This window comes from Streptomyces flavusporus, assembly GCF_046267975.1.
Classification (GTDB): Bacteria; Actinomycetota; Actinomycetes; order Streptomycetales; family Streptomycetaceae; genus Streptomyces; species Streptomyces flavusporus.
The window spans coordinates 8954374-8980667 of sequence record NZ_CP176503.1; the positions used below are offsets into that span (position 1 = coordinate 8954374).

Annotated in this window: 25 protein-coding genes and 1 pseudogene; 15 read left to right on the forward strand and 11 right to left on the reverse strand. The window is 70.2% G+C overall.

Annotated features, from left to right (window positions below; genetic code table 11):
• Positions 1–20 precede the first annotated feature (20 nt).
• Complete coding sequence (locus ACKTSN_RS42120; RefSeq protein ID WP_409469760.1) at positions 21–338, forward strand: transposase; 318 nt, start codon at positions 21–23, stop codon at positions 336–338.
• Positions 335–1240, forward strand: a complete 906-nt coding sequence (locus tag ACKTSN_RS42125) for an IS3 family transposase (RefSeq protein ID WP_409469761.1) — start codon at positions 335–337, stop codon at positions 1238–1240. The genes ACKTSN_RS42120 and ACKTSN_RS42125 overlap by 4 nt, the downstream gene beginning before the upstream one ends.
• Here the strand turns inward: ACKTSN_RS42125 and ACKTSN_RS42130 are convergent.
• The 6 genes from ACKTSN_RS42130 to ACKTSN_RS42155 all read right to left on the reverse strand — a co-directional run bounded on the left by ACKTSN_RS42130 (position 1176) and on the right by ACKTSN_RS42155 (position 7009).
• A complete protein-coding gene (locus ACKTSN_RS42130) occupies positions 1176–1493 on the reverse strand; it encodes a hypothetical protein (RefSeq protein ID WP_409473881.1) in 318 nt (105 codons plus the stop codon). The genes ACKTSN_RS42125 and ACKTSN_RS42130 overlap by 65 nt on opposite strands.
• Positions 1494–1853: 360 nt before the next feature.
• Entirely contained in the window at positions 1854–3167 is a 1314-nt protein-coding gene (locus ACKTSN_RS42135) for a glycosyltransferase (protein ID WP_409473882.1), read from the reverse strand.
• Positions 3164–4288: an ABC transporter ATP-binding protein gene (locus tag ACKTSN_RS42140; protein ID WP_409473883.1), complete on the reverse strand. Its 1125-nt coding sequence runs from the start codon at positions 4286–4288 to the stop codon at positions 3164–3166. The genes ACKTSN_RS42135 and ACKTSN_RS42140 overlap by 4 nt, the downstream gene beginning before the upstream one ends.
• Complete coding sequence (locus tag ACKTSN_RS42145; protein ID WP_409473884.1) at positions 4285–5052, reverse strand: ABC transporter permease; 768 nt, start codon at positions 5050–5052, stop codon at positions 4285–4287. The genes ACKTSN_RS42140 and ACKTSN_RS42145 overlap by 4 nt, the downstream gene beginning before the upstream one ends.
• Positions 5052–5927: an ABC transporter permease gene (locus ACKTSN_RS42150; RefSeq protein ID WP_409473885.1), complete on the reverse strand. Its 876-nt coding sequence runs from the start codon at positions 5925–5927 to the stop codon at positions 5052–5054. Before ACKTSN_RS42150 ends, ACKTSN_RS42145 begins: the two co-directional genes overlap by 1 nt.
• Entirely contained in the window at positions 5927–7009 is a 1083-nt protein-coding gene (locus ACKTSN_RS42155; protein WP_409473886.1) for a polyamine ABC transporter substrate-binding protein, read from the reverse strand. Before ACKTSN_RS42155 ends, ACKTSN_RS42150 begins: the two co-directional genes overlap by 1 nt.
• 235 nt (positions 7010–7244) lie before the next feature.
• On the opposite strand from ACKTSN_RS42155, the gene ACKTSN_RS42160 reads away from it, so the two are divergent.
• A complete protein-coding gene (locus ACKTSN_RS42160) occupies positions 7245–7430 on the forward strand; it encodes a hypothetical protein (RefSeq protein ID WP_409473887.1) in 186 nt (61 codons plus the stop codon).
• A gap of 144 nt (positions 7431–7574) precedes the next feature.
• On the forward strand, positions 7575–8759 hold the full coding sequence (locus ACKTSN_RS42165; protein ID WP_409473888.1) for an IS701 family transposase: 1185 nt from the start codon (positions 7575–7577) through the stop codon (positions 8757–8759).
• Positions 8760–8921: 162 nt separating this feature from the next.
• Here the strand turns inward: ACKTSN_RS42165 and ACKTSN_RS42170 are convergent, their stop codons facing one another.
• Positions 8922–10931, reverse strand: a complete 2010-nt coding sequence (locus tag ACKTSN_RS42170; RefSeq protein ID WP_409473889.1) for an aconitate hydratase — start codon at positions 10929–10931, stop codon at positions 8922–8924.
• Between the two features lie 141 nt (positions 10932–11072).
• Here ACKTSN_RS42170 and ACKTSN_RS42175 point away from each other — a divergent pair, with 141 nt between their 5' ends.
• From ACKTSN_RS42175 to ACKTSN_RS42185, 3 genes are read left to right on the forward strand one after another with little or no spacing between them, the layout of a single operon-like run.
• The gene (locus ACKTSN_RS42175; protein WP_409473890.1) at positions 11073–11543 is read left to right on the forward strand and encodes an Hsp20/alpha crystallin family protein; all 471 of its coding nucleotides are present in this window, start codon (positions 11073–11075) and stop codon (positions 11541–11543) included.
• A gap of 40 nt (positions 11544–11583) precedes the next feature.
• Positions 11584–12264: a phosphoribosyltransferase gene (locus tag ACKTSN_RS42180; protein ID WP_409473891.1), complete on the forward strand. Its 681-nt coding sequence runs from the start codon at positions 11584–11586 to the stop codon at positions 12262–12264.
• Positions 12265–12321: 57 nt separating this feature from the next.
• Positions 12322–13734 (forward strand): RtcB family protein, encoded by a 1413-nt coding sequence (locus ACKTSN_RS42185; RefSeq protein ID WP_409473892.1) that lies wholly within the window; start codon positions 12322–12324, stop codon positions 13732–13734.
• Positions 13735–13746: 12 nt separating this feature from the next.
• Here ACKTSN_RS42185 and ACKTSN_RS42190 read toward each other — a convergent pair whose 3' ends face one another.
• Positions 13747–14193 (reverse strand): archease, encoded by a 447-nt coding sequence (locus tag ACKTSN_RS42190; protein ID WP_409475055.1) that lies wholly within the window; start codon positions 14191–14193, stop codon positions 13747–13749.
• A gap of 243 nt (positions 14194–14436) precedes the next feature.
• On the opposite strand from ACKTSN_RS42190, the gene ACKTSN_RS42195 reads away from it, so the two are divergent.
• The 6 genes and pseudogenes from ACKTSN_RS42195 (at position 14437) to ACKTSN_RS42220 (ending at position 20505) form a co-directional block, all read left to right on the forward strand.
• Positions 14437–16047, forward strand: coding sequence for a flavin monoamine oxidase family protein (locus ACKTSN_RS42195; RefSeq protein ID WP_409473893.1), 1611 nt, complete (start codon positions 14437–14439; stop codon positions 16045–16047).
• On the forward strand, positions 16044–16496 hold the full coding sequence (locus tag ACKTSN_RS42200; protein WP_409473894.1) for a hypothetical protein: 453 nt from the start codon (positions 16044–16046) through the stop codon (positions 16494–16496). Before ACKTSN_RS42195 ends, ACKTSN_RS42200 begins: the two co-directional genes overlap by 4 nt.
• A 10-nt stretch (positions 16497–16506) precedes the next feature.
• On the forward strand, positions 16507–17703 hold the full coding sequence (locus ACKTSN_RS42205; protein WP_409473895.1) for an RNA-guided endonuclease InsQ/TnpB family protein: 1197 nt from the start codon (positions 16507–16509) through the stop codon (positions 17701–17703).
• A gap of 171 nt (positions 17704–17874) precedes the next feature.
• The gene (locus ACKTSN_RS42210) at positions 17875–18012 is read left to right on the forward strand and encodes a hypothetical protein (protein ID WP_409473896.1); all 138 of its coding nucleotides are present in this window, start codon (positions 17875–17877) and stop codon (positions 18010–18012) included.
• 108 nt (positions 18013–18120) lie between these two features.
• Positions 18121–19116 (forward strand): annotated as a pseudogene (locus ACKTSN_RS42215) (amidohydrolase family protein); the annotation flags it as partial.
• Between the two features lie 105 nt (positions 19117–19221).
• Positions 19222–20505 (forward strand): phosphodiester glycosidase family protein, encoded by a 1284-nt coding sequence (locus ACKTSN_RS42220; RefSeq protein ID WP_409473897.1) that lies wholly within the window; start codon positions 19222–19224, stop codon positions 20503–20505.
• 51 nt (positions 20506–20556) lie between these two features.
• Here the strand turns inward: ACKTSN_RS42220 and ACKTSN_RS42225 are convergent, their stop codons facing one another.
• Positions 20557–22389 (reverse strand): glycoside hydrolase family 15 protein, encoded by a 1833-nt coding sequence (locus ACKTSN_RS42225; RefSeq protein WP_409473898.1) that lies wholly within the window; start codon positions 22387–22389, stop codon positions 20557–20559.
• 86 nt (positions 22390–22475) lie between these two features.
• Complete coding sequence (locus ACKTSN_RS42230; protein ID WP_409473899.1) at positions 22476–23255, reverse strand: DeoR/GlpR family DNA-binding transcription regulator; 780 nt, start codon at positions 23253–23255, stop codon at positions 22476–22478.
• A 125-nt stretch (positions 23256–23380) separates the two neighbouring features.
• Between ACKTSN_RS42230 and ACKTSN_RS42235 the strand changes: the two genes are divergently transcribed.
• Together ACKTSN_RS42235 and ACKTSN_RS42240 are read left to right on the forward strand one after the other, a co-directional pair.
• Positions 23381–24256, forward strand: coding sequence for an SIS domain-containing protein (locus ACKTSN_RS42235; RefSeq protein ID WP_409473900.1), 876 nt, complete (start codon positions 23381–23383; stop codon positions 24254–24256).
• Positions 24257–24276: 20 nt separating this feature from the next.
• Positions 24277–25140, forward strand: coding sequence for a class II fructose-bisphosphate aldolase (locus ACKTSN_RS42240; RefSeq protein WP_409473901.1), 864 nt, complete (start codon positions 24277–24279; stop codon positions 25138–25140).
• On the opposite strand, the gene ACKTSN_RS42245 is transcribed toward ACKTSN_RS42240, so the two are convergent.
• On the reverse strand, positions 25130–26263 hold the full coding sequence (locus ACKTSN_RS42245; RefSeq protein ID WP_409475056.1) for a methyltransferase: 1134 nt from the start codon (positions 26261–26263) through the stop codon (positions 25130–25132). The two genes, ACKTSN_RS42240 and ACKTSN_RS42245, sit on opposite strands and share 11 nt — an antisense overlap.
• Between the last annotated feature and the right edge of the window lie 31 nt (positions 26264–26294).

The following is a 26294-nucleotide window of genomic DNA, read 5'->3' on the forward strand; positions in this document are numbered from 1 at the left end:
CCCAGAGGAAGCAGTGCCAGGTGGGAAGTAAGTACACGAAGCGGTACTCGGAGGAGTTCAAGCGGGACGCGGTCGCGCTCGTGGCGTCTTCGGGCCGGACGGTGACCGAGGTCGCCCGGGAACTGGGCATCAGCTCGGAGAGTCTGCGGGGCTGGGTGAAGAAGACGAACGGCACCGGGCAGACCGGAGCGGGGACGTTGGTGGCCGCCGGGAGCGGGCTGGATGCGGCCGAGCGGGAGGAACTCAAGCGACTGCGCAAGCTCGCCGCCGACCAGGCCAAGACGATCGAGATTCTGAAAAAAGCGACGGCCTTCTTCGCGAAGGAGAGCGACCGGTGAGCGAGATATACCGGTTCATCCGCGTGGAGAAGGCCCACTTCACCGTCGTCCTGCTGTGCGCCGTCCTCGGCGTGGCCCGCTCCTCGTACTACGCCTGGGAAGCCGGAGAGCAGGCCCGCGAGGTACGCGAGCGCGAGGACCTCGCCCTGGTCCACGAGATCACCGTCATCCACGTCGCGTCGAAGAAGACGTACGGCGTTCCCCGGGTGCACGCCGAACTACGCCGCCGGGGGCGCCTGGTGAACCGCAAGCGCGTCGAGCGGCTCATGCGCGAACACCGCATCGCCGGTCACAGCCGCCGCACCGGGCGTCGCAGCCTCACCCGCGCCGACCGCAAGGCCGCTCCCGCTCCGGACCTGATCGGGCGCGACTTCACCGCTACCGCCCCGGGCCTGCGGGTGGTCGGCGACATCACCTATGTCCCTACCGCCGAGGGCTGGCTGTACCTGGCGACCTGGCTCGATCTGGCGACCCGTGAGGTGATTGGCTACTCCATGGCAGATCATCACCGCGCCGGCCTGGTCGTCGACGCCCTGGACATGGCTGCCGGCCTGGGCCTCCTGGAGGACGGCTGCATCATCCACACCGACCGCGGATCGGAGTACACCTCGGCCCAATTCCGGGACAGGCTGGGCGAGTTGGGGCTACGGCAGAGCATGGGGCGGACCGGGATCTGCTTCGATAACGCCGCTGCCGAGAGTTTCTTCGCCGTCCTCAAGGAGGAGATCGGCACCCGCATCTGGAATGACCGGGCGAGCGCGCGAGCCGACATCTTCACATTCATCGAGACCTACTACAACCGCAGGCGCCTGCGCAGACATCCCGACTGGGGCTACCTCACGCCCCACGAGACCCGCCAGCGCCACCACGGAACGAAACCAGAGCACGCCCTCGCCGCGTGACAGAACCGTGTCCAAGATCACGGGGAAACTTCACCTCGGAGAAGTAGCCCTCGGCGTCGCCCACCGCATAGGTGGCGACCTCTTCCTTGGGGGCGATCACGGCCGAGGGGATGGCGAGGTCGAGCGTGGCCCGGGCACCTGAGTCGCCGTTGGAGGGCGACGAGGACGCGGAGTTTCCATCTGCGCAGGCGGAGAGCGCCGCGAGGGCGGCCAGGGTGGCGGTACTGACGCCGAGCCGCAGGGAGTGCTTCATGTTCGGCACCTCTATCGATCCGGGGAGTAGGGGATGCCGGTCGGCCGGGACAACAAATCCCGGCTGCGGTCAGGTCGTTGTGGACGTGCTGTTGAGCGAAGACCGCCGCGGGTCACAGACGCCGGGGTCGTGACCGGCGCGGGCGCTACCCGGCCCGCCGAGCACCCGGTGCGCACCGCTTCGGCTTCACCGCGGACAGGACGGGCCAGGGAAGTGCCATGCCCGCCGCTCGCCCCAGCCGCCGGGTCATACGCCTCGCGGTGCTCCTCGACGGGCGACCAGGGGGCGTCGGTCAGCCCGGCCGACGGCAGCTCTTCCGGATGCCGGAGGCGAACGGATTGCGCCGGAGCGCGATCAACGTCACCCCCGCCTGTCTGTCTGGAGACCGCGGCCACGCTGCTCGATGAGGTCCGCCGCGGTACGGAGCCCGTCGCGTGCCCGGATGATCGCGGAGGCTTCCGTCAGGGTCCGCTGCAGGTGTCTGTCACCAAGCAACTTCTCCAGGGCACTGTGCAGTTGGTGGTCGGTGAAGTGGTAGGGGTCGAGCCGGACGCCGTAACCCAGCTCAGCGACCCGCTGGGCGTTGTCGTACTGGTCCCAGAAAAGCGGGAGCACGATCATGGGCTTGCCGAAGTGGAAGCACTCGGTGGTCGTGTTGTTGCCGCCGTGGGTGATGACCAGGTCGACCAGCGGGAGAATCCGTGTCTGGGGGAGGAACTCCGCACCCCACATGGTGGGTGGAAGCTCTATCTCGTCGTGCAGCGGTCCCTTGGAGACGATGTAGCGGTGCGGGGTGCGCGCCAGTGAGGCGATGATCCTGCGCATGAGGTCGACATCGGCGGAACCGAGCGAGCCCAGGCTGAAGTAGATCAGTGCGCTGTCGTCCGTACCGGCCGGAGGGCCGGCCAGCTCCGCCGGCAGGGCGAACTCCTCGTCGGTCTCCCGCACCGAGGAGTCCAGCCGGTGCCAGGTGGGGCCCAGCGGGCGGGCTTCGGTGTAGTCGGCGATCTCCGGGTAGACGTAGAGGTTCAGATCGCCCTCGTGGATGAACTCCAGGTCGGGCAGCGGCCGTGCCCCCTGTTCCACCACCCAGGCGTTGAACGCGGCCCATACCTCGCGGTGCGTACGGTCGTACTCGGCACGGAACTCGGCCCAGTTCGTGCTGTCGTGGGCCGGGTGCCCGGAGAAGGGCGGGGGCACGTGCTCGCCCTTCACCTCCAGCGGGTTGCAGGAGACGATCCTGACGAAGGGGACGCCCGCCGTGGTCAGCGCGGGGAAGCAGACGACGTTGTCCTCGACGATCACATCCGGCCGCACCCGGTCGATGATGTCCTTGAGCTGGGGTTCGCAGTACCGGGCGCCGGAGACCAGTTCCTCCCAGACCGGCCTGACCCAGGTTCCGAGCTGCTCGATCGTCGGCTTCCTGAACTCGGGGGCGGTGGCCTGTATGAAGTCCTTCCAGAACTGGCCCGCATCCTGGGGTTTTTCGGGCGGCGGTGCTAAATCGACCAGATCCTCTTCGAAGCCGAGCGTGGCGAGCCTGCCCTTCCAGGACGCCTCGGCGGCGAACACCACGCGGTGGCCTCGGCGGCGCAGTACGTCGCCTATGCCGACGCAGTTGTTGGTGGGACCGTATGCGCTCTCCGGTGCGAAAAGGATTGTCAGCGGTCTCATGTGGCCTGTCCTCCCGTTTTCCAGGTCGTCTCTTCCGTCTCGACCAGGACCGCGCTGCTCGGGTCCCAGGACAGTGCGACCGGCGTACCGGCGGTCACCGTGGCCGGCCCAGACGCGGTGACGAGTACCGGCGATTCCAGGGCGGGGACCGTGACCGCGATCCGTGAGGAGCCGCCGTGGAAGCTGACGTCCAGAACCGTTCCGTGCAGCAGGCCCTCGCCGCCCTTCGCGTCCGCAGCGGCGACCTGGATGCTCTCCGGGCGTACGGCGACGGCGACGAGCCCCGCTGCGCTCCCCACGCCGACGGGGGCCGGCAGCACACCAACGCCCGGCACGTCCAGTCCACCGGAGGGCAGCAAGTGTCCGGAGAAGATGTTGTTGGAGCCGACGAAGCCTGCGACGAACCTGCCCTGCGGGTGCCGGTAGAGCTCGACGGGGGTGTCGACCTGTAGGATGCGCCCCCGGTCCAGGACAGCGATACGGTCGGCCAGCGACATCGCCTCCTCCTGGTCATGTGTGACGACGAGGAACGTGATGCCGGCCTCCAACTGCAGCCGCTTCAACTCCAGCTGCATCTCGGCGCGGACGTTCTTGTCCAGCGCCGACAGCGGTTCGTCGAGGAGCAGCAGGCGGGGCCGTTTGACGATCGCGCGGGCCAGCGCGACACGCTGCCGCTGCCCGCCGGACAGTTGGTGCGGCCGTCTCCGCGCCTGTGCCGTCAGCCCGACGGTGGCCAGCACCGCTGCGACCCGCTCGCGGATCTCCGCCCGGGGAAGGCGTTCGCGCGCAAGCCCGTACGCGACGTTCTTCTCCACGCTCATGTGCGGGAACAGGGCATACGACTGGAACATCAGGTTGACCGGCCGCCGGTGCGCGGGTACGCCCCGTAGGTCCCGGCCGTCCAGGCTGACCGTGCCGCTGTCCGGCGTCTCGAACCCGGCGAGGACGCGCAGCAACGTCGTCTTCCCGCAACCGCTCGGGCCGAGCAGGGCAAAGAACTCACCCGCCCTTACGTCCAGGTCGACCCCGTCCAGAGCCACGGTGTCGCCGAACCTGCGGGTCACGCCCTCGATACGGACGAGGGGCGGAAGGGCGCGGGACGAAGGCGGGTTCGGGCTCACAGCGCCTCCGTGAGTCGGCTCAACCGCTGGGCCGTGATCACCACGGTGAAGCTGACCGCCAGCAGCACGGTGGCCAGTGCGTTGATCTCCGGGGTCACACCGAACCTGATCATTGAGTAGATGACGATCGGCAGGGTGGGATCCTTCGGTCCCGCGGTGAAGAAGGCGATGACGAACTCGTCGAGCGAGAGCGTGAACGCCAGCAGGGCGCCCGCCACGATCCCCGGCGCGAGGGTCGGCAGGGTCACCTTCAGGAACGTGGTGACCGGTCCCGCACCGAGGTCGCGTGAGGCCTCCTCCAGTGAAGGGTCGACGTGCGCGATCCGGGTGCGTACGACGGCCGTGACGAAGGCGAGGCCGAAGACGGTGTGGGCGAGCAGCACCGAGTGCAGGCCGAGGGTCGCCGATATGAGCGAGTAGAAGGCCAACAAACCGATCGCGAGCACGATGTCCGGCAGGACCGCGGGCAGCACCGACAGAGCGTGCAGCAGCCGCGACCGGCTTCCATGGCGGGCCAGCCCCACGGCCAGCAGCGTGCCAAGGACGGTGGACAGGCCGGTGGCGGCCGCGGCCACGATCATCGTGTTGGCCAGGCCCCGCAGGACCTCGTCGTCGTGGGCCAGCGTGCCGTACCAGCCGGTGCTGAACCCGGACCACGCGTAGGGACTGTCCGACCTGTTGAAGGACATCACCACGAGCACGACGACGGGCGTGTAGAGGAACGCATACGTTAACCACAGCGGAAGAATCCCCAGTCGGCGCATCAGCGACCGCCCAGTCGGTGCCCGGTCCACGCCTGCGCCATGAGCAGCAGGACCAGGAACGCCACGAGAGCGAGGGCCAGTACCGAGCCGAACGGCCAGTCCCGCGCCGTCAGGAACTGGTCCCTGATCAGGTTGCCGACCATGACCGTGCGCCCGCCGCCCAGCAGTTCGGGGACGACGAAGTTGCCCAGGCTGGGCACGAAGACAAAGACGCAGCCGGTCAGCACGCCGGGAAGGGTGAGCGGAAACGTCACCCTCAGGAACGTACGGGCCGGGCACGCACCCAGGTCCGCCGAGGCTTCGAGCAGTCGCGGGTCGACCCGCTCGATCGCCGAGTACAACGGCAGCACCATCAGCGGCAGATAGGCGTAGAGCAGCCCGACGACGATGGCCGGCTCCGTATACAGGAGTTCCAGCGGCCGGTCGATCACTCCTGTTCCGGTAAGGGCCGTGTTGACCAGGCCTTGGCTGGACAGCAGTACGATCCAGGCATAGGTACGGATCAGGAAGTTGGTCCAGAACGGCAGGACGACCAGGACCAGGGCGACCGTACGCCATCTCCGCGGCAGCCGGGCGATCGCATACGCCGTCGGATAGCCGAGGACGAGTGCGAGCAGCGTGGTGATGGCCGCGATCCTCAGCGAGTCCGCGAGGACACCGGCGTACAAGGGGTCGGCGATCCTCGCGAAGTTCTCGCCGGTCACCCCGTCCTCGTAGGCTATCCCGCCGAAGCGGCCCCGCTGGAAGACCGTGTAGCCGACCAGCAGGGCCAGCGGCAGCAGGAGCAGGACGACCAGGTAAGAGAGGCCGGGGCCGATCAGGACTGAGCGGGCTCGCAGTCGCGGTCCCGAGCCCGCCTTCACTCGACGGACCATCAGCCCGCGGTGACTTCCGTGACGATCCTGGTGTAGGCCGTCGATGCTTCACCGAGGTCGACGACAGACTCGCCCTTCAGCAGTTGCTCGGGCGTCATGGTGAGGGCCGGATACCTCTTCAGCAGGGCCGGGTCCACTTTGGCCATCGCGGCGTCGTTGGGGACCTTGTAGTAGATGTTGGAGGCGACCCAGGAGTGCACCTCGGCATCGAGGATGTAGTTGATGAAGGCGTGCGCCGCCTCCTTGTTCTTCGAGGATTTGAGGATCACCATCGTGTCGACCCAGAGGTCGCTGCCCTCCTTGGGGACGACAAACCCGATCCTCTTGTCGTCGGTCGGGCACCAGCCGTCCCAGGCTTCCGCCAAAGCCGTCTCCCCGGACTTGAGCCGGTCACCGAACGTCGTGTCGTCGTAGGCCAGGAGTCCCTTCTTCGTGGTGAGCAGCAATTCCTTGACACGGTCGAGCTGTTGCTCGTCGGTGGTGTTCACCGAGTAGCCGAGTACCTTCTGCGCGGGCAGGAAGAGCCAGCGCTCGGTTTTCAGCATGGTGATTTTCTTCTTGAGCGCGTCGCGCGGCTTCAGCAAGTCGTTCCAGCTGTCGGGGGTGTAGCCGGCGAGGTCCTTGCGGTAGCAGAGCCCGGTGGTGCCCCAGGTATAGGGGACGGAGTAGACATTGCCCTTGTCGTGGGCGAGACGGGAAGCCAGCGGATCCAGGTTCTTGAGATGGGGGATCAGATCGTGGTGGATCGGTTCGAGCAGGCCCTGCGCCGCGAGTGCCTGCGCGTACTGGCCGGATACGAACGCCACGTCGATGCCGCTGTCGGAGGAGGCGGTCAGTTTGGCGACGATCTCCTCGTTGGTCGTGTGCTTCGCGACGGTCACGGGTGTGCCGACGGCGGACTTGAACCGGGCGGGGAAATCCTCGGGCATATAGCCGTCCCAATTCGAAACCGTGAGCCGTTGGTTGCTCAGGTCTGCCTTGGGGTCGAGCGACGCGGGGGCGGCCGAGCCGCTTCCTCCTGGCTCGTCGTTTCCGCCACATGCGGAGAGTGCGACGGCGAGGACGGCCGCCAACGCGGTCATGGGAACGTGCCTGAACCTCGGTGCGCGTAACACGCCATTCCCTTGCTGTCGAGACCAGCCGGCTGAGTGCGGGGGTGTGCCCGGTTCGCCGAGTGGCTCCCGGGCAGGCATCGGTTCCGGGAGTCTCGCATCGCTGACGTGAACTGGGCAAGATGGCGGGGCACTTGGCGACCACCTTCCCGCACGCTGCGGCATGCCCGGCAAGGCCCACTTTGGCTGTGGCCGGGTGGATGCAGTGCGACTGCAGTGGGCGCCGGCGGCGGTGCCGCTGCCGCGGCGGGCGGGCGGGCGGGCGGGCGACGCCAGGCTGGTCCTGGCCGTGGACGCCGCCTGGTGGCTGCGGCCCGACGCCCACACCCCGTCTCTCCCGCACCTTGGCCACCAACCTCCGGCGGCCGTGGGAAAAGCCGCCACCCGCTGATCCTCTCAGCACGCAAAACCGACACCGCGGAGCCCTGGCAGAAAAAGTCGGCCAACCCCCGCCCAGCCGCAAGAGTTGAAGATCAAGCTAGTACTGCAACGGTGTTTGCCGTGACTGCTGGCCAGTTCAGTCGTTGGTGTGGTTATGGGTGGGGACCTTGCTGATGTCAGGTTGTGGGCAGGTGAACTGAGCGCGGTGCACGAGCGGTTCGTGCACCGGTTCAACCGGGAGGAGCCTCGTCAGTCGGCGCTCGCCTACATGCGGGGGCTGGTTGCGCCGCTGGAGCGGAAGAACGGCTGGACGCTGGCGGAGGAGGCTGGACACTCGGGTCCCGATCGCATCCACCGGTTGCTGAACCGGATCGAGTGGGATGCCGACGAAGTCCTCAACGACGTACGTGACTACGCCGTCGAGCATCTCGGAGACCCAGACGCCGTCCTGATCGTCGATGACACCGGCTTCCTGAAGAAGGGCATCCGCTCGGCCGGGGTGCAAAGGCAGTACTCCGGTACCGCCGGACGCACCGAGAACTGCCAGGTCGGTGTGTTCCTCGCCTATGCCACCAACCGCGGACGCACTTTGATCGACCGCCGGTTGTATCTGCCCACGTCATGGACGGACGACCGGGAACGGTGTCGACAGGCCGGCATCGACGACGGCATCGCCTTCGAGACGAAGGTGGCCATGGCCAAGGCGATGATCCGTCGGGCGATCAGGGACAAGATCCCGTTCGGATGGGTGACGGCGGATGCCGCCTATGGCTTCAGCAAGGGCTGGCGGTCCGAGCTGGAGCAGGCCGATGTCTTCCATGTCATGGCCACCACCCGGCACGACACCGTCGTCACCCGCTGGGCCATCGATCATCCCGTCCACGACCTGTTCCCCGGCCTGCCACGGCAGAAATGGAAGCGCCGCTCGTGCGGCGAGGGGGCACATGGCCGGCGGATCTATGACTGGGCCCGTGTCGAGGTCCGGCCCTGGCACCGCGAGGACCGCCGGCACTGGGTCATCGCCCGCCGCAGCGTCAGCCGGCCCGAGGAGATCTCCTACTACATCGCCTACTGCCCGGCCGGCACCACGCTGGACGAGCTGATCCGTATCGCCGGCAGCCGATGGGCCGTGGAGGAATGCTTCCAGACCGCAAAGCAGGAGTGCGGCCTCGACGACTACCAGGTCCGCCGCTATCCCGGCTGGCACCGCCACATGACCCTGGCCATGGCCGCCCACGCCTGCCTGACCGTCCTACGGGCCCGAGAACTCAACACGGAGAAAGCAGAAACGGATCCTCCCAGCTCATCCACCTCAGCCTCGCCGAGATCCGACGCCTGATCACCCGCCTCACCAACCGCCGCCCCACCCCGGTCGACCACATCCTGCACTGGTCGCACTGGCGACGACGACGCCAACACCAGGCCCGCATCAGCCACTACAAACGACGCGGACACAGCCCCTGACAACTGACCAGCACTCAGAACAAGCACCGTTGCAGTATTAGGGCCTGTCCGGCGGATCAGGGCGCAGCCGGCTGCGCCGGGCCAGGGCGGGAATCGTGCCACCGGCGAGGACGGTCTCCCGTTGCCGGTCCGAGAGGCGGTGGCGCAGCCGGTACGTCTCGTCGCGGCCGGTGTTGTGGACGGTGACGGTCGGCGGGGCGCCGGGGGTGAGCGCCTTGTGCAGGCCGTCCAGGCGGAGCCGGTCGCCGGGCCGGACGCGCGTGTAGTCGTCGGGATCGGTGAACTCCAGGGCGAGTACGCCGAAGTTGGCGAGGTTCTGCCAGTGGATGCGGGCGTAGGTGAGGGCGACGACGGCGCGCAGTCCCAGGTGGCGCAGGGTGATCGCGGCGTGTTCCCGGGAGGAGCCCTGGCCCCAGTTCTCTCCGGCGACAATCACGTGCCCGCCGCTCTCGCGCAGCTCCGCGGCGCGCCGGGGGTAGCCGGGGTCGAGCCGGGTGAGGGTGAACTCGGCGAGCTTGGGGATGTTGGAGCGGTACGGCAGCGCCCTGGCACCGGCGGGGGAGATCTCGTCGGTGGAGACGTGGTCGCCCGCCTTGAGCAGGACCGGTACGTCGAGCGTGTCGGGCAGCGGGTCGAAGTCGGGCAGGGCGGAGATGTTGGGCCCGCGCTCCAGTCGGACGCCGGCCGCCTCCTCGGGAGGTGGCGGGGGTTCGAGCACGGCCGTGTTGACCGTGGCCCGGTCGGGCAGGTCCAGGTGCGGGTACGGCACGTCGTGGTCGGCGGCCCAGTCGCGCGGATCGGTGATGGTCCCGGTGAGTGCGGAGGCGGTCGCGGTCTCCGGGGAGCAGAGCCACACCGCGTCGTCCTCGGTGCCGGAGCGGCCGGGGAAGTTGCGGGGGAAGGTGCGCAGCGAGTTGCGTCCGGCGGCGGGGGCCTGGCCCATGCCGATGCAGCCCAGGCAGCCGGCCTGGTGCAGTCGCGCACCGGCCGCCAGCAGGTCGAAGGTCCCCCCGGCCCGGGTGAGGTCCTGCAGGATCTCGCGCGAGGTGGGATTGACGTCGAAGCTCACACCCGGCGCGGTCTGCCGGCCCCGGACCATGGCCGCCGCGACGGCGAAGTCGCGCAGGCCCGGGTTGGCCGAGGAGCCGATCACGGCCTGGCCGATCGGCTCGCCCGCCGCCTCACGCACGGGCACGACGTTGCCGGGGGAGGTGGGCTTGGCGATCAGCGGCTGGAGGGCGGACAGATCGAGCTCCTCCTCCAGGTCGTAGCGGACCCCGGGCTCGGCGGTGATCTCGGTGAAGTGGTCCTCGCGGCCCTCGGTGCGCAGGAAGGACCGCACGGCGTCGTCGGCCGGGAAGACGCTGGTCGTGGCGCCGAGCTCGGCCCCCATGTTGGCGATGACGTGCCGGTCCATCGCGGTCAGCCGCGCCAGGCCCGGTCCGTGGTACTCGAGGATCCGGCCCACCCCGCCCTTGACGCCGTGGCGGCGCAGCAGCTCCAGGATCACGTCCTTGGCGCTGACCCAGTCGGGCAGGGCACCGGTCAGCCGGATGCCCCAGACCTCGGGCATACGCAGGTACAACGGTCGCCCGGCCATGGCCAGCGCGACTTCCAGGCCGCCGACGCCGATGGCCAGCATGCCCAGCGAACCGGCCGCGCAGGTGTGCGAGTCGGAGCCGGCCAGGCTCCTGCCGGGCACGCCGAAGCGCTGCATGTGGGTGGGGTGCGAGACGCCGTTGCCCGGTTTGGAGTACCAGATGCCGTAGCGTCGGCAGCCCGAGCGCAGGAAGACGTGATCCTCGGCGTTGCGCTCGTCCGCCTGGAGCAGGTTGTGGTCGACGTACTGGACGCTGACCTCGGTGCGCACGCGGTCCAGGCCGAGCGCCTCCAGCTCCTGGACGACCAGTGTTCCGGTGGCGTCCTGCGTGAGGGTCTGATCGACCCGCAGGCCGATCTCCTCACCCGGCACCATGCGCCCTTCCAGCAGATGCTCCTCGATGAGGCGGTGCGCCACCGTCCCGCCGGAACGTTGCTGCGCTGCCATACGTCACCACCTCCCTGCGGAGGCCGGGTGCCCGTCGCGGGCGGACTTGAACATGCCGGTCCGACACCGGCCGGGCAGGGACGTGTGGACGCTCGGGCGGCGGATACCCGTACCAGGTCAGGTGGAGAACGGAGGTGCGTCGTGAATCTTCCAGTGCACCGTACCGGCGGCTCTCCGGAAGCATGGCGCCGACGGGGGCTGTTCGACTGGGATCCGCTGTCCGAGTTCGAGAACCTGTGGCGCGACATGGGCCGCCTCTTCGAACAGCGGACGGCCCCCGCGTGGGGCGGCGGCCCCTGGGTGCCGCTGGTCGAGGAGGACGAGACCGAGGACGCCTACGAGGTGCGGGCCGAGCTGCCCGGCATTCCCCGGGAGAACATCTCCGTCGACGTCGGCGATCACGAGCTGCGGATCTCCGGCGAAATGAAGGACGAGGGCCAGGGCCGCGTCCTCTCCCGCCGTAGCGGCCGGTTCTTCTACCGCACCAGCCTGCCGACCGACGTCGACGCCGACAAGATCGAGGCCGAACTGAACGACGGCGTCCTGCGCATCCGCCTCCCCAAGTCCGGTGAAGCCAAGCGCCGCCGTATCTCCATCGGGGGCGAGGGCTGAAGGAAGAGGCTGAGGACCGAGAAGAAAGGCAGGGCAGCGCATGCAGTTCCGTGACCGCAGGCAGGCCGGGCGGGACCTGGCCGAGCGGCTGCGCATCCTGCGGGAGGAGGGGGCTCTCCCGCGCCCCGTCGTCCTCGCCCTGCCCCGCGGCGGTGCCGTGGTCGCCCGCGAGGTCGCGCAGGTACTGGAGGCGCCGCTGGACGTGCTGGTCGTCCGCAAGATCGGGGCGCCGTTCCAGGAGGAACTGGGTGTCGGGGCGATCGCCGGGGACGACCCTCCGCTGTTCGACGAACGCACCCTCGGCAGCCTGGGCCTGAGCGAAGCCGCCCTCGCCGAGACCGTGGAACGGGAGCGGGAGGAAGTGCAGCGGCGCGAACAGCGCTACCGGCGCGGCCGTCCCGCCCCGGACCTGCGGGGCCGCACCGTGATCGTCGTCGACGACGGACTGGCCACCGGTGCGACCGCCCGCGCCGCGCTGCGCCGGGTACGCCGTGACGCGCCCGAGCGGGTGGTGCTGGCCGTGCCGGTGGGCGCTCCGGAGGCGGTCGAGCTGCTGCGGGACGAGGCGGACGACGTGATCTGCCTGCAGCAGCCCTCGGCGTTCATGGCCGTAGGCCTCTGGTACGAGCACTTCGGCCAGCTGACCGACGACGACGTAGTCCAGGCGCTGTACGGCCCGCCGGTCGGGCCCGCACCGCCGGCCGCAGGCAGAGGGGGGTGAAGCGAGGGCACTGCTGTCGTACCCACGGGTTGCACCCTCGTCGAGGGAGACCGAGCGATGGAACTGGTCGAGGAACGCCCCTACCGCTTCCGCATCGACCCGCATGACGGGATGCGGGTGCCCGGCGTGGTGTTCGCCTCCCGTGACCTGCTGAGCGATGCCGAGCAGTCGCTGGAGCAGGTGGCCAACGTGGCCACCCTGCCGGGCATCGTCAGTGCCTCGTACGCCATGCCGGACATCCACTGGGGCTATGGCTTCCCCATCGGTGGCGTCGCGGCGACCGCCGTGGACGCGGGCGGCGTGGTCTCGCCCGGCGGGGTCGGCTTCGACATCTCCTGCGGGGTACGGCTGCTGGCGGCCGACTGCGACCGGCAGGGGCTGCGGGGGATGCTGCCCGCGATCATGGATGGCCTGGGCCGGCGGATTCCGCGGGGTGCGGGCCCGGGAGGGGTGTGGCGGCTGAGCGGGCAGGAGGAGCTGGAGCGGATCCTGCGGGGCGGTTCCCGGTACGCCGTCGAACAGGGTCACGGCGAGGAGCGCGACCTGACCCGCTGCGAGGACGGCGGGGCGGTCGCGGACGCCGATGTGACGCAGGTGAGCGAGCGGGCCAGGGAGCGGGGCCTGGTGCAGGTCGGCAGCCTTGGCTCCGCCAACCACTTCCTGGAGGTCCAGGAGGTCGCCGAGGTGTACGACGAACCGGTCGCCACCGCCTTCGGGCTCGCCCGCGGTCAGGTGTGCGTGATGATCCACTGCGGTTCGCGCGGCCTCGGGCACCAGATCTGTACCGACCACGTCCGGTTGATGGACCGCGCGATGAACCGGTACGGCATCACCGTCCCCGACCGCCAACTGGCCTGCACACCGGTCGACTCGCCCGAGGGACGGGCGTATCTGGGCGCGATGGCCGCGGCCGCCAACTACGGCCGGGCGAACCGCCAGTTGCTGTCCGATGCGGCACGCGGGGTCTTCCGCCGCGTCGCAGGTGTGCGGCTGTCCCTGGTGTACGACGTGTCCCACAACCTCGCCAAGATGGAAACGCACACGGTGGACGGGACACCGCGCCTGCTGTGCGTGCACCGCAAGGGCGCCACCCGCGCCTTCCCGCCCGGCCACCCCGAACTGCCCGAGGACCTGCGGGACTTCGGGCAGCCGGTGCTGATCCCCGGCACCATGGGCACGGCCTCCTACGTCCTCGCGGGTGTGCCGGTCGGCGACGCGTTCCACTCCGCCTGCCACGGCGCGGGCCGGACCCTGAGCCGCCACCGGGCCGCCCGCACGGTCACGGGCCGGGAACTGCGCGCCCGACTGGAACGGGCCGGTATCGCCGTACGCCCGAAGTCGTGGCGGGGTCTGGCCGAAGAGACTCCCGAGGCCTACAAGGACGTGAGCGCGGTGGTGGCGGCGACCGAGGCCGCGGGACTGTCCCGCACGGTGGCCAGGCTGGTTCCGCTGGGTGTGGTGAAGGGATGACCGTCCGGCGCGTCACACATCGACGGTGACCGCGCAGGACCAGCCGGACGGACCGGGCCCGATGTGCAGGTCCCCCCATGACACGCCCTTCGGCGCTGCACCGGTGACCTCCACCGCCCCGAGGTGGGCCACCGCCATCCGCACATCGAGGCCGCCGTCCGACGCCTCGGCCGCCACGCCGACGGGAACCTCGCCGTACACCTCCAGCCGGAAGATGACCTCGTCCAGCAGCGTGGTCAGGAGGTCCTCGTCGCTTCCTTCGGCGAGCCGCAGCCGGGCCTCGCCGGTCGGCCGCGCACCGGAGACGTCGGCGAAGCCCTCCACCATCCCCAGGACGGCCTCCACCAGGCAGCGCTCCCGACTCGCTCCCCACGCCTCGATGCGCACGTCCGCCGTGTGCGGCACCGACCGGTGTCCGCTCCGCCCCTGCCCGTGCGCCGCCGCTGCGTCCTCGGCCATGCCCACCGAGTGCCCGCTCGGCCGGATCGCACGCATCACCACGCCGGTCCCCATGGCATGACCGGGCGCGCGCACCTGCCGCTCGCATGCTCATGCCACGGATACGTCATCGGTATGGCGCCGTAACACTCCTGACCGAGGCTCATCTCGCACCTCCGGTCTCATCGGCAACAACTCACCCCCCACGTGACCGGGTTGATCGGACGCCGCGTCCGCATTGCGGGCGCGGGTGAGGAGGAGTGGATGGCTGCGGAGAGATCCACGGCATCTCGGCGCGACTTCCTGCGATCCGTCGGGATCGCGGGCGGCGCGGGAGTGCTCTATTCGGCGATGGGCGCGCTGGGCCTCGCGCCGGTGCCGGACGTACGGGCCGCGGAATACCGGGCGCCGCGCAAGAGCGACTTCGCGCTGAGCGGGCGCAGTGCCAGGAAGGTCCTGGTGCTCGGCGGCGGCATCGCCGGCCTGGCCACGGCGTACGAACTCGGCAAGGCCGGCTACGACTGCCGGATCCTGGAGGCGAAGGACAGGCCCGGCGGCCGCAACTGGACCGTGCGCGGCGGCACGACCCTGACCGACCTGGACGGCCGGGAACAGACCGCGTCGTTCTCCAAGGGCCAGTACATGAACGCCGGGCCCGCCCGGCTGCCCCAGTCGCACGTCACGCTCGAGTACTGCCGTGAACTCGGCGTCCCCGTCGAGGTGTTCACCAATCAGAACGCCAACGCGTACATCTACCACGAGAAGAGCCCCGCCCTCGCCGGACAGCCGATCCGCTGGCGCACCGCGAAGGCCGACGTCTACGGCTACGTCTCCGAACTGCTCGCCAAGGCCACCGACCAGGGTGCCCTGGACGCACAGCTCACCGCCGCCGACAAGGAGCGGCTGATCGCCTTCCTGCAGAACTTCGGCGCCATCAAGGGCAAGGCGGACGGCTACGCCTACACCGGCACCGACCGGCGCGGCTACTCCGTCGAGCCCGGCGCCGCCTTCGAGGAGGGCACGGTGCTGGGGCCGGTGCCCTCGCTGTCGGACGTCATCGCGAGCGGCGTCGGGCAGCGCTTCTCCTTCGAACTCGGCTACGACCAGGCCATGCTCATGTTCCAGCCGGTAGGCGGCATGGACGCCATCCCGTACGCCCTGGCCGAGGCGATCGGGCGGGACCGGATCACGTACGGCGCCGAAGTGCTGGAGGTCAAGAACCTGGCCGACGGCGCCGACGTCACCTACAAGGACGCCCAGGGCCGCACCCGCACCCGGCACGCCGACTTCGTCGTGGCCGCCGTACCGCCCATGGTCATGGCCCGCATCAAGCACAACCTCGGCACAGACGTCACGGCTGCGCTGAAGTACCCCGTCTCGACACCCGTCGGCAAGATCGGCCTGGAGTACCGCAGCCGCTGGTGGGAGACGGACGAGCACATCTACGGCGGGATCACGCCCACCGACACGGATCTGGCCACCATCTGGTACCCGTCCTACGGCTACTTCGGCCGCCGCGGCACCCTCATCGGCTACTACAACTTCGGCGCCAACGCCCTCGCGTACAGCGCCCTGCCGCACGAGGAGCGGCTCGCGCGGGCGGTGAGCCGCGGTGTGAAGATCCACGGCGAGAAGTACCGCACGGAACTCGCCAACTCCTTCAGCGTGGCCTGGCACCGCACCCCGCACATCGAGGGCGGCTGGGTGGGCTGGCCCTCGCAGAACGGTCCCGAGTACAAGCTCCTCAACCAGCCCGCCGGACACGTGTACTTCGCCGGCGACTGGCTCAGCCACGTCATCGCCTGGCAGCACGGCGCGTTCAGCTCGGCCCGCAAGGTCGTGACCGACATCCACGAGAGGGTGATGGCCGCATGAACCGGCGTACGAAGGCTGTCATCGGTACGGCCCTGACCGCCTCGCTCCTCACGGGCGGTACCGCGCTCGCCGACGCCCGGGGCTGGTGGCCCGGCCCGAAGGAGGTGCGCGTCCTGCTGCCCGACGGTCAGTCCAACCCGGCCATCGCGAACGGCGTGGCGACGGGCGGGGAGGTGGCCCTGTACCAGAGCAGCGGTCTCGGGCCCTCCGCGCTCAACCCCACCGCGCCGCCAGGGACTCCGGAGTACTACACCGACCCGTCCCTCACCGAGGGCGCCACCGGCTTCACGATCACCGAGGCGCAGGCGCTCGTCGTGCTGCGCAACATCAAGACCAATCTCGTGGTGGCGCCGGAACATGGTCACGGACACGCCTGGAGCATTGATCGCAAACGTGCAGGAGTGATCACTTCCGGTGATCTCCACATGGGTGCCGGGCCAGGTTCCTAGAGTGGCCGGCATGCAGCTTCGGTACGGCTTCCGCCTGTACCCGGAGCCCGGCCAACGCACCGCGCTGGCCCGGGCGTTCGGGTGCGCCCGCGAGCACGCCCACGCCAACCACCTGCCCTACCCAGGCATGGCCTGGCTATCGAAGGAACTGATCACCGAGGCCAAGCGGCGCCCCGAGCGGGCCTGGCTGGCCGAGGTCTCGTCGGTGGTGCTCCAGCAGTCCCTGCGCGATGCTGAGACCGCTTACAAGAACTTCTTCGCCTCTCTGAAGGGCGACCGCAAGGGCCCGAAGATCGAGAAACCGCGGATGAAGTCCCGTAAGGACCACCGGCAGGCCATCCGGTTCACCGCCAACGCCCGCTGGTCCATCACAACGGACGGGAAGCTGAACCTCCCGAAGATCGGGGCGGTGCGGGTCGCCTGGTCCCGGCCGTTGCCCGCTGTCCCGTCCAGCGTCACCGTGATCAAGGACAGTGCGGGCCGGTACTTCGCCTCCTTCGTCATCGACACCTGCCCGGCCGCGGACGCGGCCCGCATGCCCGAGACCGATCAGACCATCGGGATCGACCTGGGTCGTGCGCACTTCGCAGTCCTCTCCGACGGCACGAAGATCGCCTCCCCGCGGTTCCTGCGCCGGGCGGAGAAGAAACTGAAGAAGGCCCAGCGCGACTTGGACCGCAAGCAGAAGGGATCCAACAACCGGGAGAAGGCCCGCCTGAAGGTCGCCCGCGCCCACGCCGCCGTGGCCGACGCCCGCAAGGAGTTTCACCACCAACTCTCCACCAAGCTGATCCGCGAGAACCAAGCGATCGCCGTGGAAGAGCTGAACGTGATGGCTCTGGGGCGCACCCGACTGGCCAAGTCCGTTCAGGACGCGGGCTGGTCGGCCTTCATCGGCATGCTGGAGTACAAGGCGGCCCGGTACGGGCGGACCCTGGTCAAGATCGGCCGGTTCGAGCCGACCAGCCAGGTCTGCTCCGTCTGCGGGTGGAAGGACGGGCCCAAGCCTTTGTACGTGCGGGAGTGGACCTGCAGCGGCTGCGGCACCGTCCACGACCGGGACGTGAACGCCGCCACCAACGTCAAGACGGCCGCCGGGCTGGCGGTGACAGCCTGTGGAGCGCCGGTAAGACCACAACGACTCGTTGTGGCGCAGCGCGACGAAGCAGGAAGCCAGGGAATCCCCACCGGGCATCGTGCCGCGTAGCGGCACAGCATCCGGCAGGGACGGCCAGAATCCCCGCCCTTCAGGAAGGGGAGCATGTCAACTGATGAAGCCGCCCGGCGCGGAGACCGCCGACTACACGGGGTGGAACCGCGTGCACCGGCAGTATTTCGCCAACATCGACCTGACGACACATCAGGTCATGGGGTGCCCATGGGTACCCCCGCCCCGAAGCCGCCGCTGCTCGGGAACAAGGCCCGCCCGGCGTGCGTCACGATGGAGGTCGCCTCACTGGCCGTCAAGGGCTGGCTGGTGGAGGTCGAGGTCACCACGGCGTACAGGAAGCGCTGAGCGGTGAAGATCGGCCGAGATATGTCGGGGCGAGGTCCGCAGGCGGGCACCGCCCCGTACGTTGCCGCTCTCCTGTCCGGCACACCAACCCCTTGTACTGGCGGTACAGCCGGTGCCCTCGCCGGGCCTCGGCTGCTGACCACCGGCGAACTGCTCGACGGGGCGCGGGTCGCCTACAGCATGGGCCGCGCCCACCGCACCCGCGAGGGCCTGCGCCGCTCGCTGGAGCGTGGGGCCGCGTTGGACTGGGACTTCGTGAAGACGTACGTACGGGCCCCTGGCTGGGTGATGAAGGAGGCCGCGGACTTCGGGCACGACCGGCTCGGGGTGCGCAGCGGCAGCCATCTGTGCACTCCGGGCGTGCAGCTGGGCCAGGACCTGACGACCCATCTGCAGGCCACACAACGCCTGGAGTTCGGGCATGCGACCTCCGCCACGGGGCGTTCCTACCAGGACGTCGAGGAGATCTATACCCGCGCCGGATTCCACCTCGTCGCCACCCCGTTCACGGCACTGCCGCTGCTCGGCGCCGACCCCGCGCTCGCGGACGACCCGCGCGTCACCGCGCTCATGCCGCCGTGGGACACGGCGCTCGTACGTCAGCAGGCCGGGCAGCCGCCCACCGACGCCCAGCTGGCGACTATGGAAAGGGAGTTGAACGTCTACCGGCGGATCCTCGCGGGCGGCGGACTGGTCGCGCTCGGCACGGACCAGCCGCTCGTCCCGGTCGGACTGCACCTGCACCTGGCCCTGCGCGCACTGCACCACGCCGGCCTGTCACCGGCCGAGGCGCTGGGCACCGCCACCCTGCTGCCCGCGCGGGTCTTCGGCGCCGAGGCCGACCTGGGCACCCTGGAGGAGGGCAAGCTCGCCGACCTCACGGTCGTGGACGGCGACCCGTTCACCGACTTCGCCACCCTGATCCGCACGGTGGCGGTCCTGAGCGGCGGCGTCCTCTTCGACCAGGCGGACCTGGTCGACGCCTTCGGGGACGCGACCACGCGGGGTGACGACCCACAGCGGTCGGCCGCGGCCGAGGAATGGCTGGAGGTCAGCCGTCACATGCGACGCGAGGGATGCTGCGATCCGGAGAGCGGAGGCTGAGCAGCGCAACTCGTCCCACCGCGTGGGCCGTTGTTAATCCTGACGCGGGCGCAAGGTCAACTCGTGCAGCGATGAGCGTTGCTTGGGGCCCAGAGGCTCGTGGGCATGACAACCACCCCGTACAGATTCGGACTGTCACGTGCCGCGGCGGCCACCCTCGCCGCCCTGGCCCTCCTCCTCGCCCCCACCGGTCAGGCCACCGCCGCCGACCCGGCGCTCCCCCTGGGCGATGCCGACCTGGCGGAGACCCGCACCAGCCAGACCCTGGCCGACGGCGTCACTCTCACCCGCATCGGCCGGGGCACCGAGCCCGCCCCGGCCGACCAGATCAACACCACGACCCGTGGGCCCTGGGTCGTCAACCTCCTCACGATCGACCCCCGAAGGACCCGCGGACACCTGGCGGCCACCTACGGTCCGGACCTCGCCCGCACGGAGCGGACCACGGACCTCGTCCGCACCTCCGGGGCCCTCGCGGGCGTCGACGCCTCCTTCTTCACCTTCACCGCCAGCGCCCAGTACCCCGGCGACCCGGTCGGACTCGGCCTGTACGGCGGGCGGTTGCTGAGCGAGCCCACCGGTGACCCCGCCGAGGCCGACTTCGTGGTGGACGCCCGCAGCAACCGGGCCGTCATGGGCAAGTTGAGCTGGTCCGGCAGCGTGCAGAACCGGCAGACCGCGGCGAGCCTGCCCCTGGAGTTCCTCAACCACCCACCGGTGGTGCCGGCCGCGTGCGCCACTCTCACCGACCAGACCGAGTGCTCCGAGCCCGGCGACGTCGTGCGGTTCACCCCCGAGTTCGCCGAGGCCACCCCGTCCGGCGCCGGCGTGGAGGTCGTCCTCGACCGGCGGGGCTGCGTGGTGCGCACCTCGACGAGCCGCGGCACGACCCTGACCGACGGCCAGACGTCCCTGCAGGCAACCGGCCGCGACACCGCCGCCCTGCTGGAGGTGGCGGGACAGGGGTGCCTGCGCATCGCCTCCGCCTTGACCGACGAGCAGGGTGAGAAGCTCGCCGTGCGCCCGGGGCTGTTCGGGGTGAACGGCCGCTATCGCCTCACGGCGGACGGGCAGATCGTCGTGCCGCCCGGGTCGGGCAGCTTCTTCGCCCGCAACCCCCGCACCATCGCCGGCACGACCCGGGACGGCAGGATCGTCCTCGCCACCATCGACGGCCGTATGACGAGCAGCGTCGGCACCACCATGGACGAGACCGCCGCCGTCGCCCACGCGCTCGGCCTGCGCGACGCGGTCAACCTCGACGGCGGCGGCTCCACCACCATGTCCGTCGAGGGCGCACTGGTGAACCGGCCCAGCGGAACGGCCGAACGGCCCGTCGGTGACGCCCTCGTCTTCATCGACGGCGCCTATCACGCGAGCGGCAACTGACCTTGCCCGTAACGCCGTTGACCGGCCGGGCCGCGCGGCCCGGCCGGTCGGTCAGCCGAGCGCCTTGTCCAGGTTGAAGGCCGCGCTGATCAGGGAGAGATGAGTGAACGCCTGCGGGAAATTGCCCTGTTGCTCGCCCGTGTTGCTGATCTCCTCGGCGTACAGGCCCAGATGGTTGGCGTAGGTGAGCATCTTCTCGAACGCCAGCCGCGCCTCGTCCACCCGTCCGGCGCGGACCATCGCCTCGACATACCAGAACGAGCAGATGGAGAACGTCCCCTCGTCGCCGCGCAGCCCGTCGGGGCTGGCCTGTGGGTCGTAGCGGTAGACCAGGGAGTCGGACACCAGCTCGTTGGTGAGGGCGTCGAGGGTGGACAGCCACTTGGGATCGGTGGGCGCGATGAACTTCGACAGCGGCATCATCAGCACGGCCGCGTCCAGCACCTCGCCGTCCTCGTGCTGGACGAAGGCCTGGCGCTGCTCGGACCAGCCGCGGCGCATGATGCGGCGGTAGATCGTGTCGCGGCACTGCCGCCACCGGGGGAGATCGGCGGGCAGTCCGCGCCGGTTGGCCATCCGGATGGCCCGTTCGATCGCCACCCAGCACATCAGCCGCGAGTACAGGAACTCCTTGCGGCCGCCGCGGGTCTCCCAGATGCCCTCGTCCGGCTGGTCCCAGTGGCAGCACACCCAGTCGACCAGCGCGCAGACGTCGTCCCACTGGCCGCTGGAAATGGGCTGCGCCCACTTGTCGTACAGGTAGATCGAGTCGATGAGCGCGCCGTAGATGTCGAGCTGCAGCTGCTCGGCGGCGCCATTGCCGACCCGCACCGGCGCGGAGCCCTCGTACCCTTCCAGATGGTCGAGCTCGCGCTCGGGCAGGTCGGTGCGCCCGTCGATGCCGTACATGATCTGCAGCGGGCCGGAGCTGCAGCCGGCGCCCGGACTGATGTGCCGGGTCACGAACTTCATGAACGCCTCGGCCTCGCCGGTGAAGCCCAGCCTCAGCAGCGCGTACACGCAGAAGGCGGCGTCGCGCACCCAGACGTACCGGTAGTCCCAGTTGCGTTCGCCGCCGAGCTGTTCGGGCAGGCTCGTCGTCGGCGCGGCCACGATTGCGCCAGTGGGCGCGTACGTGAGCAGCTTCAGCGTGAGCGCGGAGCGGTGCACCATCTCCCGCCAGCGGCCCCGGTACCGCGAGGCGGACAGCCAGCGACGCCAGTAGGCCACCGTCTCGCCGAACTGTTCCTCCGCCTCCATGCTCGGGCACCGGCGGGGCGTCACGTCGCCTCCGACCCGGTCCAGCGCGAACACCGCCGACTCGCCCTCGGCGAGCTTGAAGTCCGCCCACGCGTCGGGGCCGTCGGCCTCGAGCGGCACGGTGGCGGTCAGCGCCAGGGACAGGTCCTCGGAGTCGAAGACGGCCACGTCGCCGACCATCCGCAGGGTGTGCGGCCGGGCCCCGTAGTCGAACCGGGGCGCCACCCGCGCCTTGAACGGCAGGGAACCGCGCACGCACATCACACGCCGGATCAGCCGGTGCCGCTCGGTCTCGGTCGACTCGCCGCTGATCGGCATGAAGTCCTGCACCTCGCCGACGCCGTCCTCGGTGAAGAACCGGGTGATCAGGACGTTGGTGTCGGGGAAGTAGAACTGCTTGGTCCGCCCGGGCACGCTCGCCGCCAGCTCGAAGGCGCCGCCCCGCTCCGCGTCCAGGATCGAGGCGAACACGCTCGGCGCGTCGAAGGCCCCGCAGCAGTACCAGTCGATCGTACCGTCGGTGCCCACCAGGGCCACGCTCCGCAGATCGCCGATCAGCCCGTGCTCGGCGATCGGCAGATACCGTGAGCGCCCGAACCCCTCGTCCCTCGGTGTCTCGGCCATCACAGCCTCCCTCGCCCGGTTTGCCCGGCGCGGTTCCAGCTTAGGCGGGATCGAACACGCGGGCCCCACGAATCGGGCCCGGCTGATCACACCGTGACGACCCCGACGCCCGCCTCCTCGAACCGCCGCACCGTGTGCTCGTCCACCGCCGCATCCGTGACCAGCGTGTCCACCGTCTCCGCGGCGCAGATCCGGGCGAACGCCCGGCGGCCCAGCTTGCTGGAGTCCGCGGCGACGACCACGCGCTCGGCACGCTCGCACAGCAGCCGGTTGATCGCCGCCTCCGCCTCGTCGTGCGCCGCCGCGCCGTGCACCACGTCGAGGGCGACGACGCCGAGCACCGCCACGTCGAGGGTGATCTGGCCGAGCACGCCGTCGGCGAGCGGACCGATGAGCTCGTACGACTGCGCCCGCGCCACCCCGCCCGTCACCACGATCTTGAACTGGGGGCGGACGGCCAGCTCGTTGGCGATGTTGAGCGCGTTGGTGACCACGGTGAGCGCGGGCGAGCCGGCGGCGAGGTCGCTGCGCACGGCCAGGGCCCGGGCCACTTCGGTGGTCGTCGTGCCGCCGGTCAGCCCCACCGCCTCGCCGGGGGCGACGAGATCGGCCACGGCCTTGGCGATGCGCTGTTTCTCAGAGGCGTGGCGGGCCGTCTTGTAGCGCAGGGGGAGTTCGTACGACACGCCGTGCACGACCGCGCCGCCCCGGGTGCGGACCAGCATCTGCTGCTCGGCGAGCTGGTCGAAGTCCCGGCGGATCGTCGCGGCCGAGACCGCCAGCTCGGCAGCCGCCTCCTCGACGTCCAGCCGGCCACGCTCGACGAGCAGCTCCAGCAGCGCCTTCCAGCGGGCGTCGCGCGACATCCGCACCCTCCGTCCGTTCCTCGTTATGCGGCGACCCTAGCGCACCTGACTGTGGACGAGATGCTTGATGATGCTTGAAAGAGGGCAGTAACTTGCAAGAATAATCAACAGGGGAGGGGTGTCGCATGACGCACGTCGAGGACGAGCTGCGCAGCCAACCGGAGTGCTGGACCCGTGCCGCGTCCCTGGCGGCGCGGCACGGGGGCGCGCTGCCCGCACCGGGGGAGCGGGTCGCGATCGTCGGCTGCGGCACGTCGTACTTCATGGCGCAGGCCGCGGCGGCCCTGCGCGAGGGCGCGAGGAAGGGCGAGACGGACGCCTTCGCGGCCTCGGAGTTCCCGTACGGCCGCCCGTACGACCGTGTCGTCGCCCTCACCCGCTCCGGCACCACCACCGAGGTGCTGGACCTGCTCGGAATGGTGAGCGGCCCCATCCGGACGACCGCGATCACCGCCGACCCGAGCACGCCCGTGACGGACGCCGCCGATGACGTCGTCGTGCTCGACTTCGCGGACGAACGGTCCGTCGTGCAGACGCGCTTCGCGACCACCGCGCTGACCCTGCTGCGCGCCCACCTCGGACTGCACACCGAGTCCGTCGTCGCGGACGCCCGCACCGCGCTGGCCGCCGAGCTGCCCGAAGGCCTCGTGGACTGCGGCCAGTTCACCTTCCTCGGCCGTGGCTGGACCGTGGGCCTGGCGCACGAGGCCGCCCTGAAGATGCGGGAGGCGGCCCAGGTGTGGACCGAGTCCTACCCGGCGATGGAGTACCGGCACGGCCCCATCAGCATCACCACGCGCTCCACCGTGACCTGGATGCTCGGCGCGGCGCCGGAAGGGCTCCCCGAGCAGGTGCGGGCCACGGGCGGCCGATGGGTGGCGGGCGGTCTCGACCCGCTCGCCGAGCTGGTCCGCGCGCAACGGCTCGCTGTCGCCGTGGCCCAAGCCAGAGGCCTGGACCCGGACCGGCCCCGCCACCTCACCCGCTCGGTGATCCTCTGAGCCGCCCGCAAGGAGCAGCCGTGCCCCTCGTGACCACCGGTGACCTCGTCACCCGCGCGGCCGCGGCCCGAGCCGCCGTCGCCGCCTTCAACATCATCACCCTGGAGCACGTCGAGGCGGTCGTCGTGGGCGCCGAGTCCGTCGACGCACCGGTCGTCCTCCAGGTCAGCGAGAACGCGGTCAGGTTCCGTCACGGACGACTGCTCCCGCTCGCCCGCGCGGCCGTCGCCGCCGCCGAACGGGCCGCCGTACCCGTCGCGTTGCACCTCGACCACGTGCAGAGCGACGCCCTGCTGCGGCAGGCACCGGACGCCGGGTTCAGTTCCGTGATGTACGACGCGTCCCGGCTGCCGTACCAGGAGAACCTGGCCGCGACCCGGGCCGCCGCCGACTGGGCGCACGCTCAAGGGCTGTGGATCGAGGCCGAGTTGGGCGAGGTCGGCGGCAAGGACGGACGGCCGCCGCTGGACGCCCACGCGCCCGGCGCGCGCACCGACCCCGCTGAGGCCCGCGCCTTCGTCACCGACTCCGGCGTGGACGCCCTGGCCGTCGCCATCGGCAGCACGCACGCCATGACCACCCGCACCGCCACCCTCGACCACGCCCTCCTCAAACGCCTCTCCGGCATCCTGGACGTCCCCCTCGTCCTGCACGGCTCCTCGGGCGTCCCGGACGACGAACTGACGGCGGCGGTCGCCGGCGGCATCACCAAGGTCAACGTCGGCACCGCACTCAGCATCGCCATGACCGGCGCGATCAGGGAGTTCCTCACCGCCCACCCCGAGGCGGTCGACTCGCGCAGCTATCTGAGCGTGGGCCGGGAGGCGATGGCCCGGGCGGTGGCACGGATCATCACCACGCTCCGCCGGCCGACTACCGCTTGACGGCCTTCAGGACCACGAACTTCGGATCACTGGCGACCAGCGAGCTGTTGCCGAACAGCCGCCGCAGCTTGACGTGATACCCGAGGTGCCGGTTGCCGATCACCCACAGCTCGCCGCCCGGCCGCAGCGCGCGCCGCGCGCCGGTGAACATCCGCCACGCCGTCGCATCGGTCGTCGCCTGGTGCGAGTGGAACGGCGGATTGTTCAGCACCAGGTCGACACTGCCGGAGGGCACCCCGGCCAGCCCGTCCCCGACCCGGAACTCGGCGGGCCGGGGCACGCCGTTCGCCCTGTACGTCGCCTCCGCCGACGCCGCGGCCTGGAACGACTCGTCGACGAACAGCACCTCGGCCTCGGGGTTCGCCACCGCCACCGCCGTACCGACGACACCGTTCCCGCAGCCCAGGTCCACGACCCGCCGCGGGCCGCGCGTGTCCGGCAGATGCTTCAGGAGGAAGCGGGTGCCGATGTCCAGCCGGTCGGCGCAGAAGACGCCCGCATGGTTGACGACGGTGTGCCCGGACACCGGACCGATGCCGCCGGGCAGCACGTAGCTGTACGGCCACGGGTTGGCGGGCCGGACGAGGGACGGATCCGGCGTGCAGAAGATCAGCCGGGCCTTCTTCTCGGCGAGCGAGGTACGGGTCGGGCCGAGGATCCGCTCGAACAGGTTCAGCGTCGAGGTGTGGATCTCCTTCACCATGCCGGTGCCCACGACGACCGTGCCCGGGTGCACGGCGGGCGCCAGCCGCAGCAGCTGGTCCTCCAGCAGCGCCAGGCTCTTCGGCACCCGCACCAGCAGCACGTCCACCCGGTCGGGCGGCGGATCCTGGGTGGTGAGCAGACGCACCGTGCCGGGCTCCACGCCGTTGCGAGCGAGGTTCGCGCGGGTCGCCTCCTGCGTCAGGAACGAGTCCGTGATCTGCACCGGCCCGTGCGCCGCCAGCGCGGTCACCAGCGCGCCCCAGCGGTCGCCGAGCACCACGACCGTGCCGGACAGCGGCACGCCCTCGCTCGCCAGATGCCGCAGCAGGTACTCGTCGGAGGCGTCCCAGGCACGCAGGCGGTCGCGGGGGTCCTCGGGAAAGCGAGCCAGCGCGAGCTCGCCCCAGGGCGTCGTCATACGGTCGTTCATCGTGCGGTCAAGGCTAACC

Coding starts and splice junctions, on each gene's coding strand:
- ACKTSN_RS42130 (WP_409473881.1), bottom strand. CDS start 1,493: ATGAAGCACTCCCTGCGGCTCGGCGTCAGTACCGCCACCCTGGCCGCC.
- ACKTSN_RS42135 (WP_409473882.1), bottom strand. CDS start 3,167: ATGAGACCGCTGACAATCCTTTTCGCACCGGAGAGCGCATACGGTCCC.
- ACKTSN_RS42145 (WP_409473884.1), bottom strand. CDS start 5,052: ATGCGCCGACTGGGGATTCTTCCGCTGTGGTTAACGTATGCGTTCCTC.
- ACKTSN_RS42150 (WP_409473885.1), bottom strand. CDS start 5,927: ATGGTCCGTCGAGTGAAGGCGGGCTCGGGACCGCGACTGCGAGCCCGC.
- ACKTSN_RS42155 (WP_409473886.1), bottom strand. CDS start 7,009: ATGACCGCGTTGGCGGCCGTCCTCGCCGTCGCACTCTCCGCATGTGGC.
- ACKTSN_RS42165 (WP_409473888.1), top strand. CDS start 7,575: ATGGGTGGGGACCTTGCTGATGTCAGGTTGTGGGCAGGTGAACTGAGC.
- ACKTSN_RS42170 (WP_409473889.1), bottom strand. CDS start 10,931: ATGGCAGCGCAGCAACGTTCCGGCGGGACGGTGGCGCACCGCCTCATC.
- ACKTSN_RS42180 (WP_409473891.1), top strand. CDS start 11,584: ATGCAGTTCCGTGACCGCAGGCAGGCCGGGCGGGACCTGGCCGAGCGG.
- ACKTSN_RS42185 (WP_409473892.1), top strand. CDS start 12,322: ATGGAACTGGTCGAGGAACGCCCCTACCGCTTCCGCATCGACCCGCAT.
- ACKTSN_RS42190 (WP_409475055.1), bottom strand. CDS start 14,193: ATGGCCGAGGACGCAGCGGCGGCGCACGGGCAGGGGCGGAGCGGACAC.
- ACKTSN_RS42195 (WP_409473893.1), top strand. CDS start 14,437: ATGGCTGCGGAGAGATCCACGGCATCTCGGCGCGACTTCCTGCGATCC.
- ACKTSN_RS42200 (WP_409473894.1), top strand. CDS start 16,044: ATGAACCGGCGTACGAAGGCTGTCATCGGTACGGCCCTGACCGCCTCG.
- ACKTSN_RS42205 (WP_409473895.1), top strand. CDS start 16,507: ATGCAGCTTCGGTACGGCTTCCGCCTGTACCCGGAGCCCGGCCAACGC.
- ACKTSN_RS42210 (WP_409473896.1), top strand. CDS start 17,875: ATGGGTACCCCCGCCCCGAAGCCGCCGCTGCTCGGGAACAAGGCCCGC.
- ACKTSN_RS42220 (WP_409473897.1), top strand. CDS start 19,222: ATGACAACCACCCCGTACAGATTCGGACTGTCACGTGCCGCGGCGGCC.
- ACKTSN_RS42225 (WP_409473898.1), bottom strand. CDS start 22,389: ATGGCCGAGACACCGAGGGACGAGGGGTTCGGGCGCTCACGGTATCTG.
- ACKTSN_RS42230 (WP_409473899.1), bottom strand. CDS start 23,255: ATGTCGCGCGACGCCCGCTGGAAGGCGCTGCTGGAGCTGCTCGTCGAG.
- ACKTSN_RS42235 (WP_409473900.1), top strand. CDS start 23,381: ATGACGCACGTCGAGGACGAGCTGCGCAGCCAACCGGAGTGCTGGACC.
- ACKTSN_RS42245 (WP_409475056.1), bottom strand. CDS start 26,263: ATGACGACGCCCTGGGGCGAGCTCGCGCTGGCTCGCTTTCCCGAGGAC.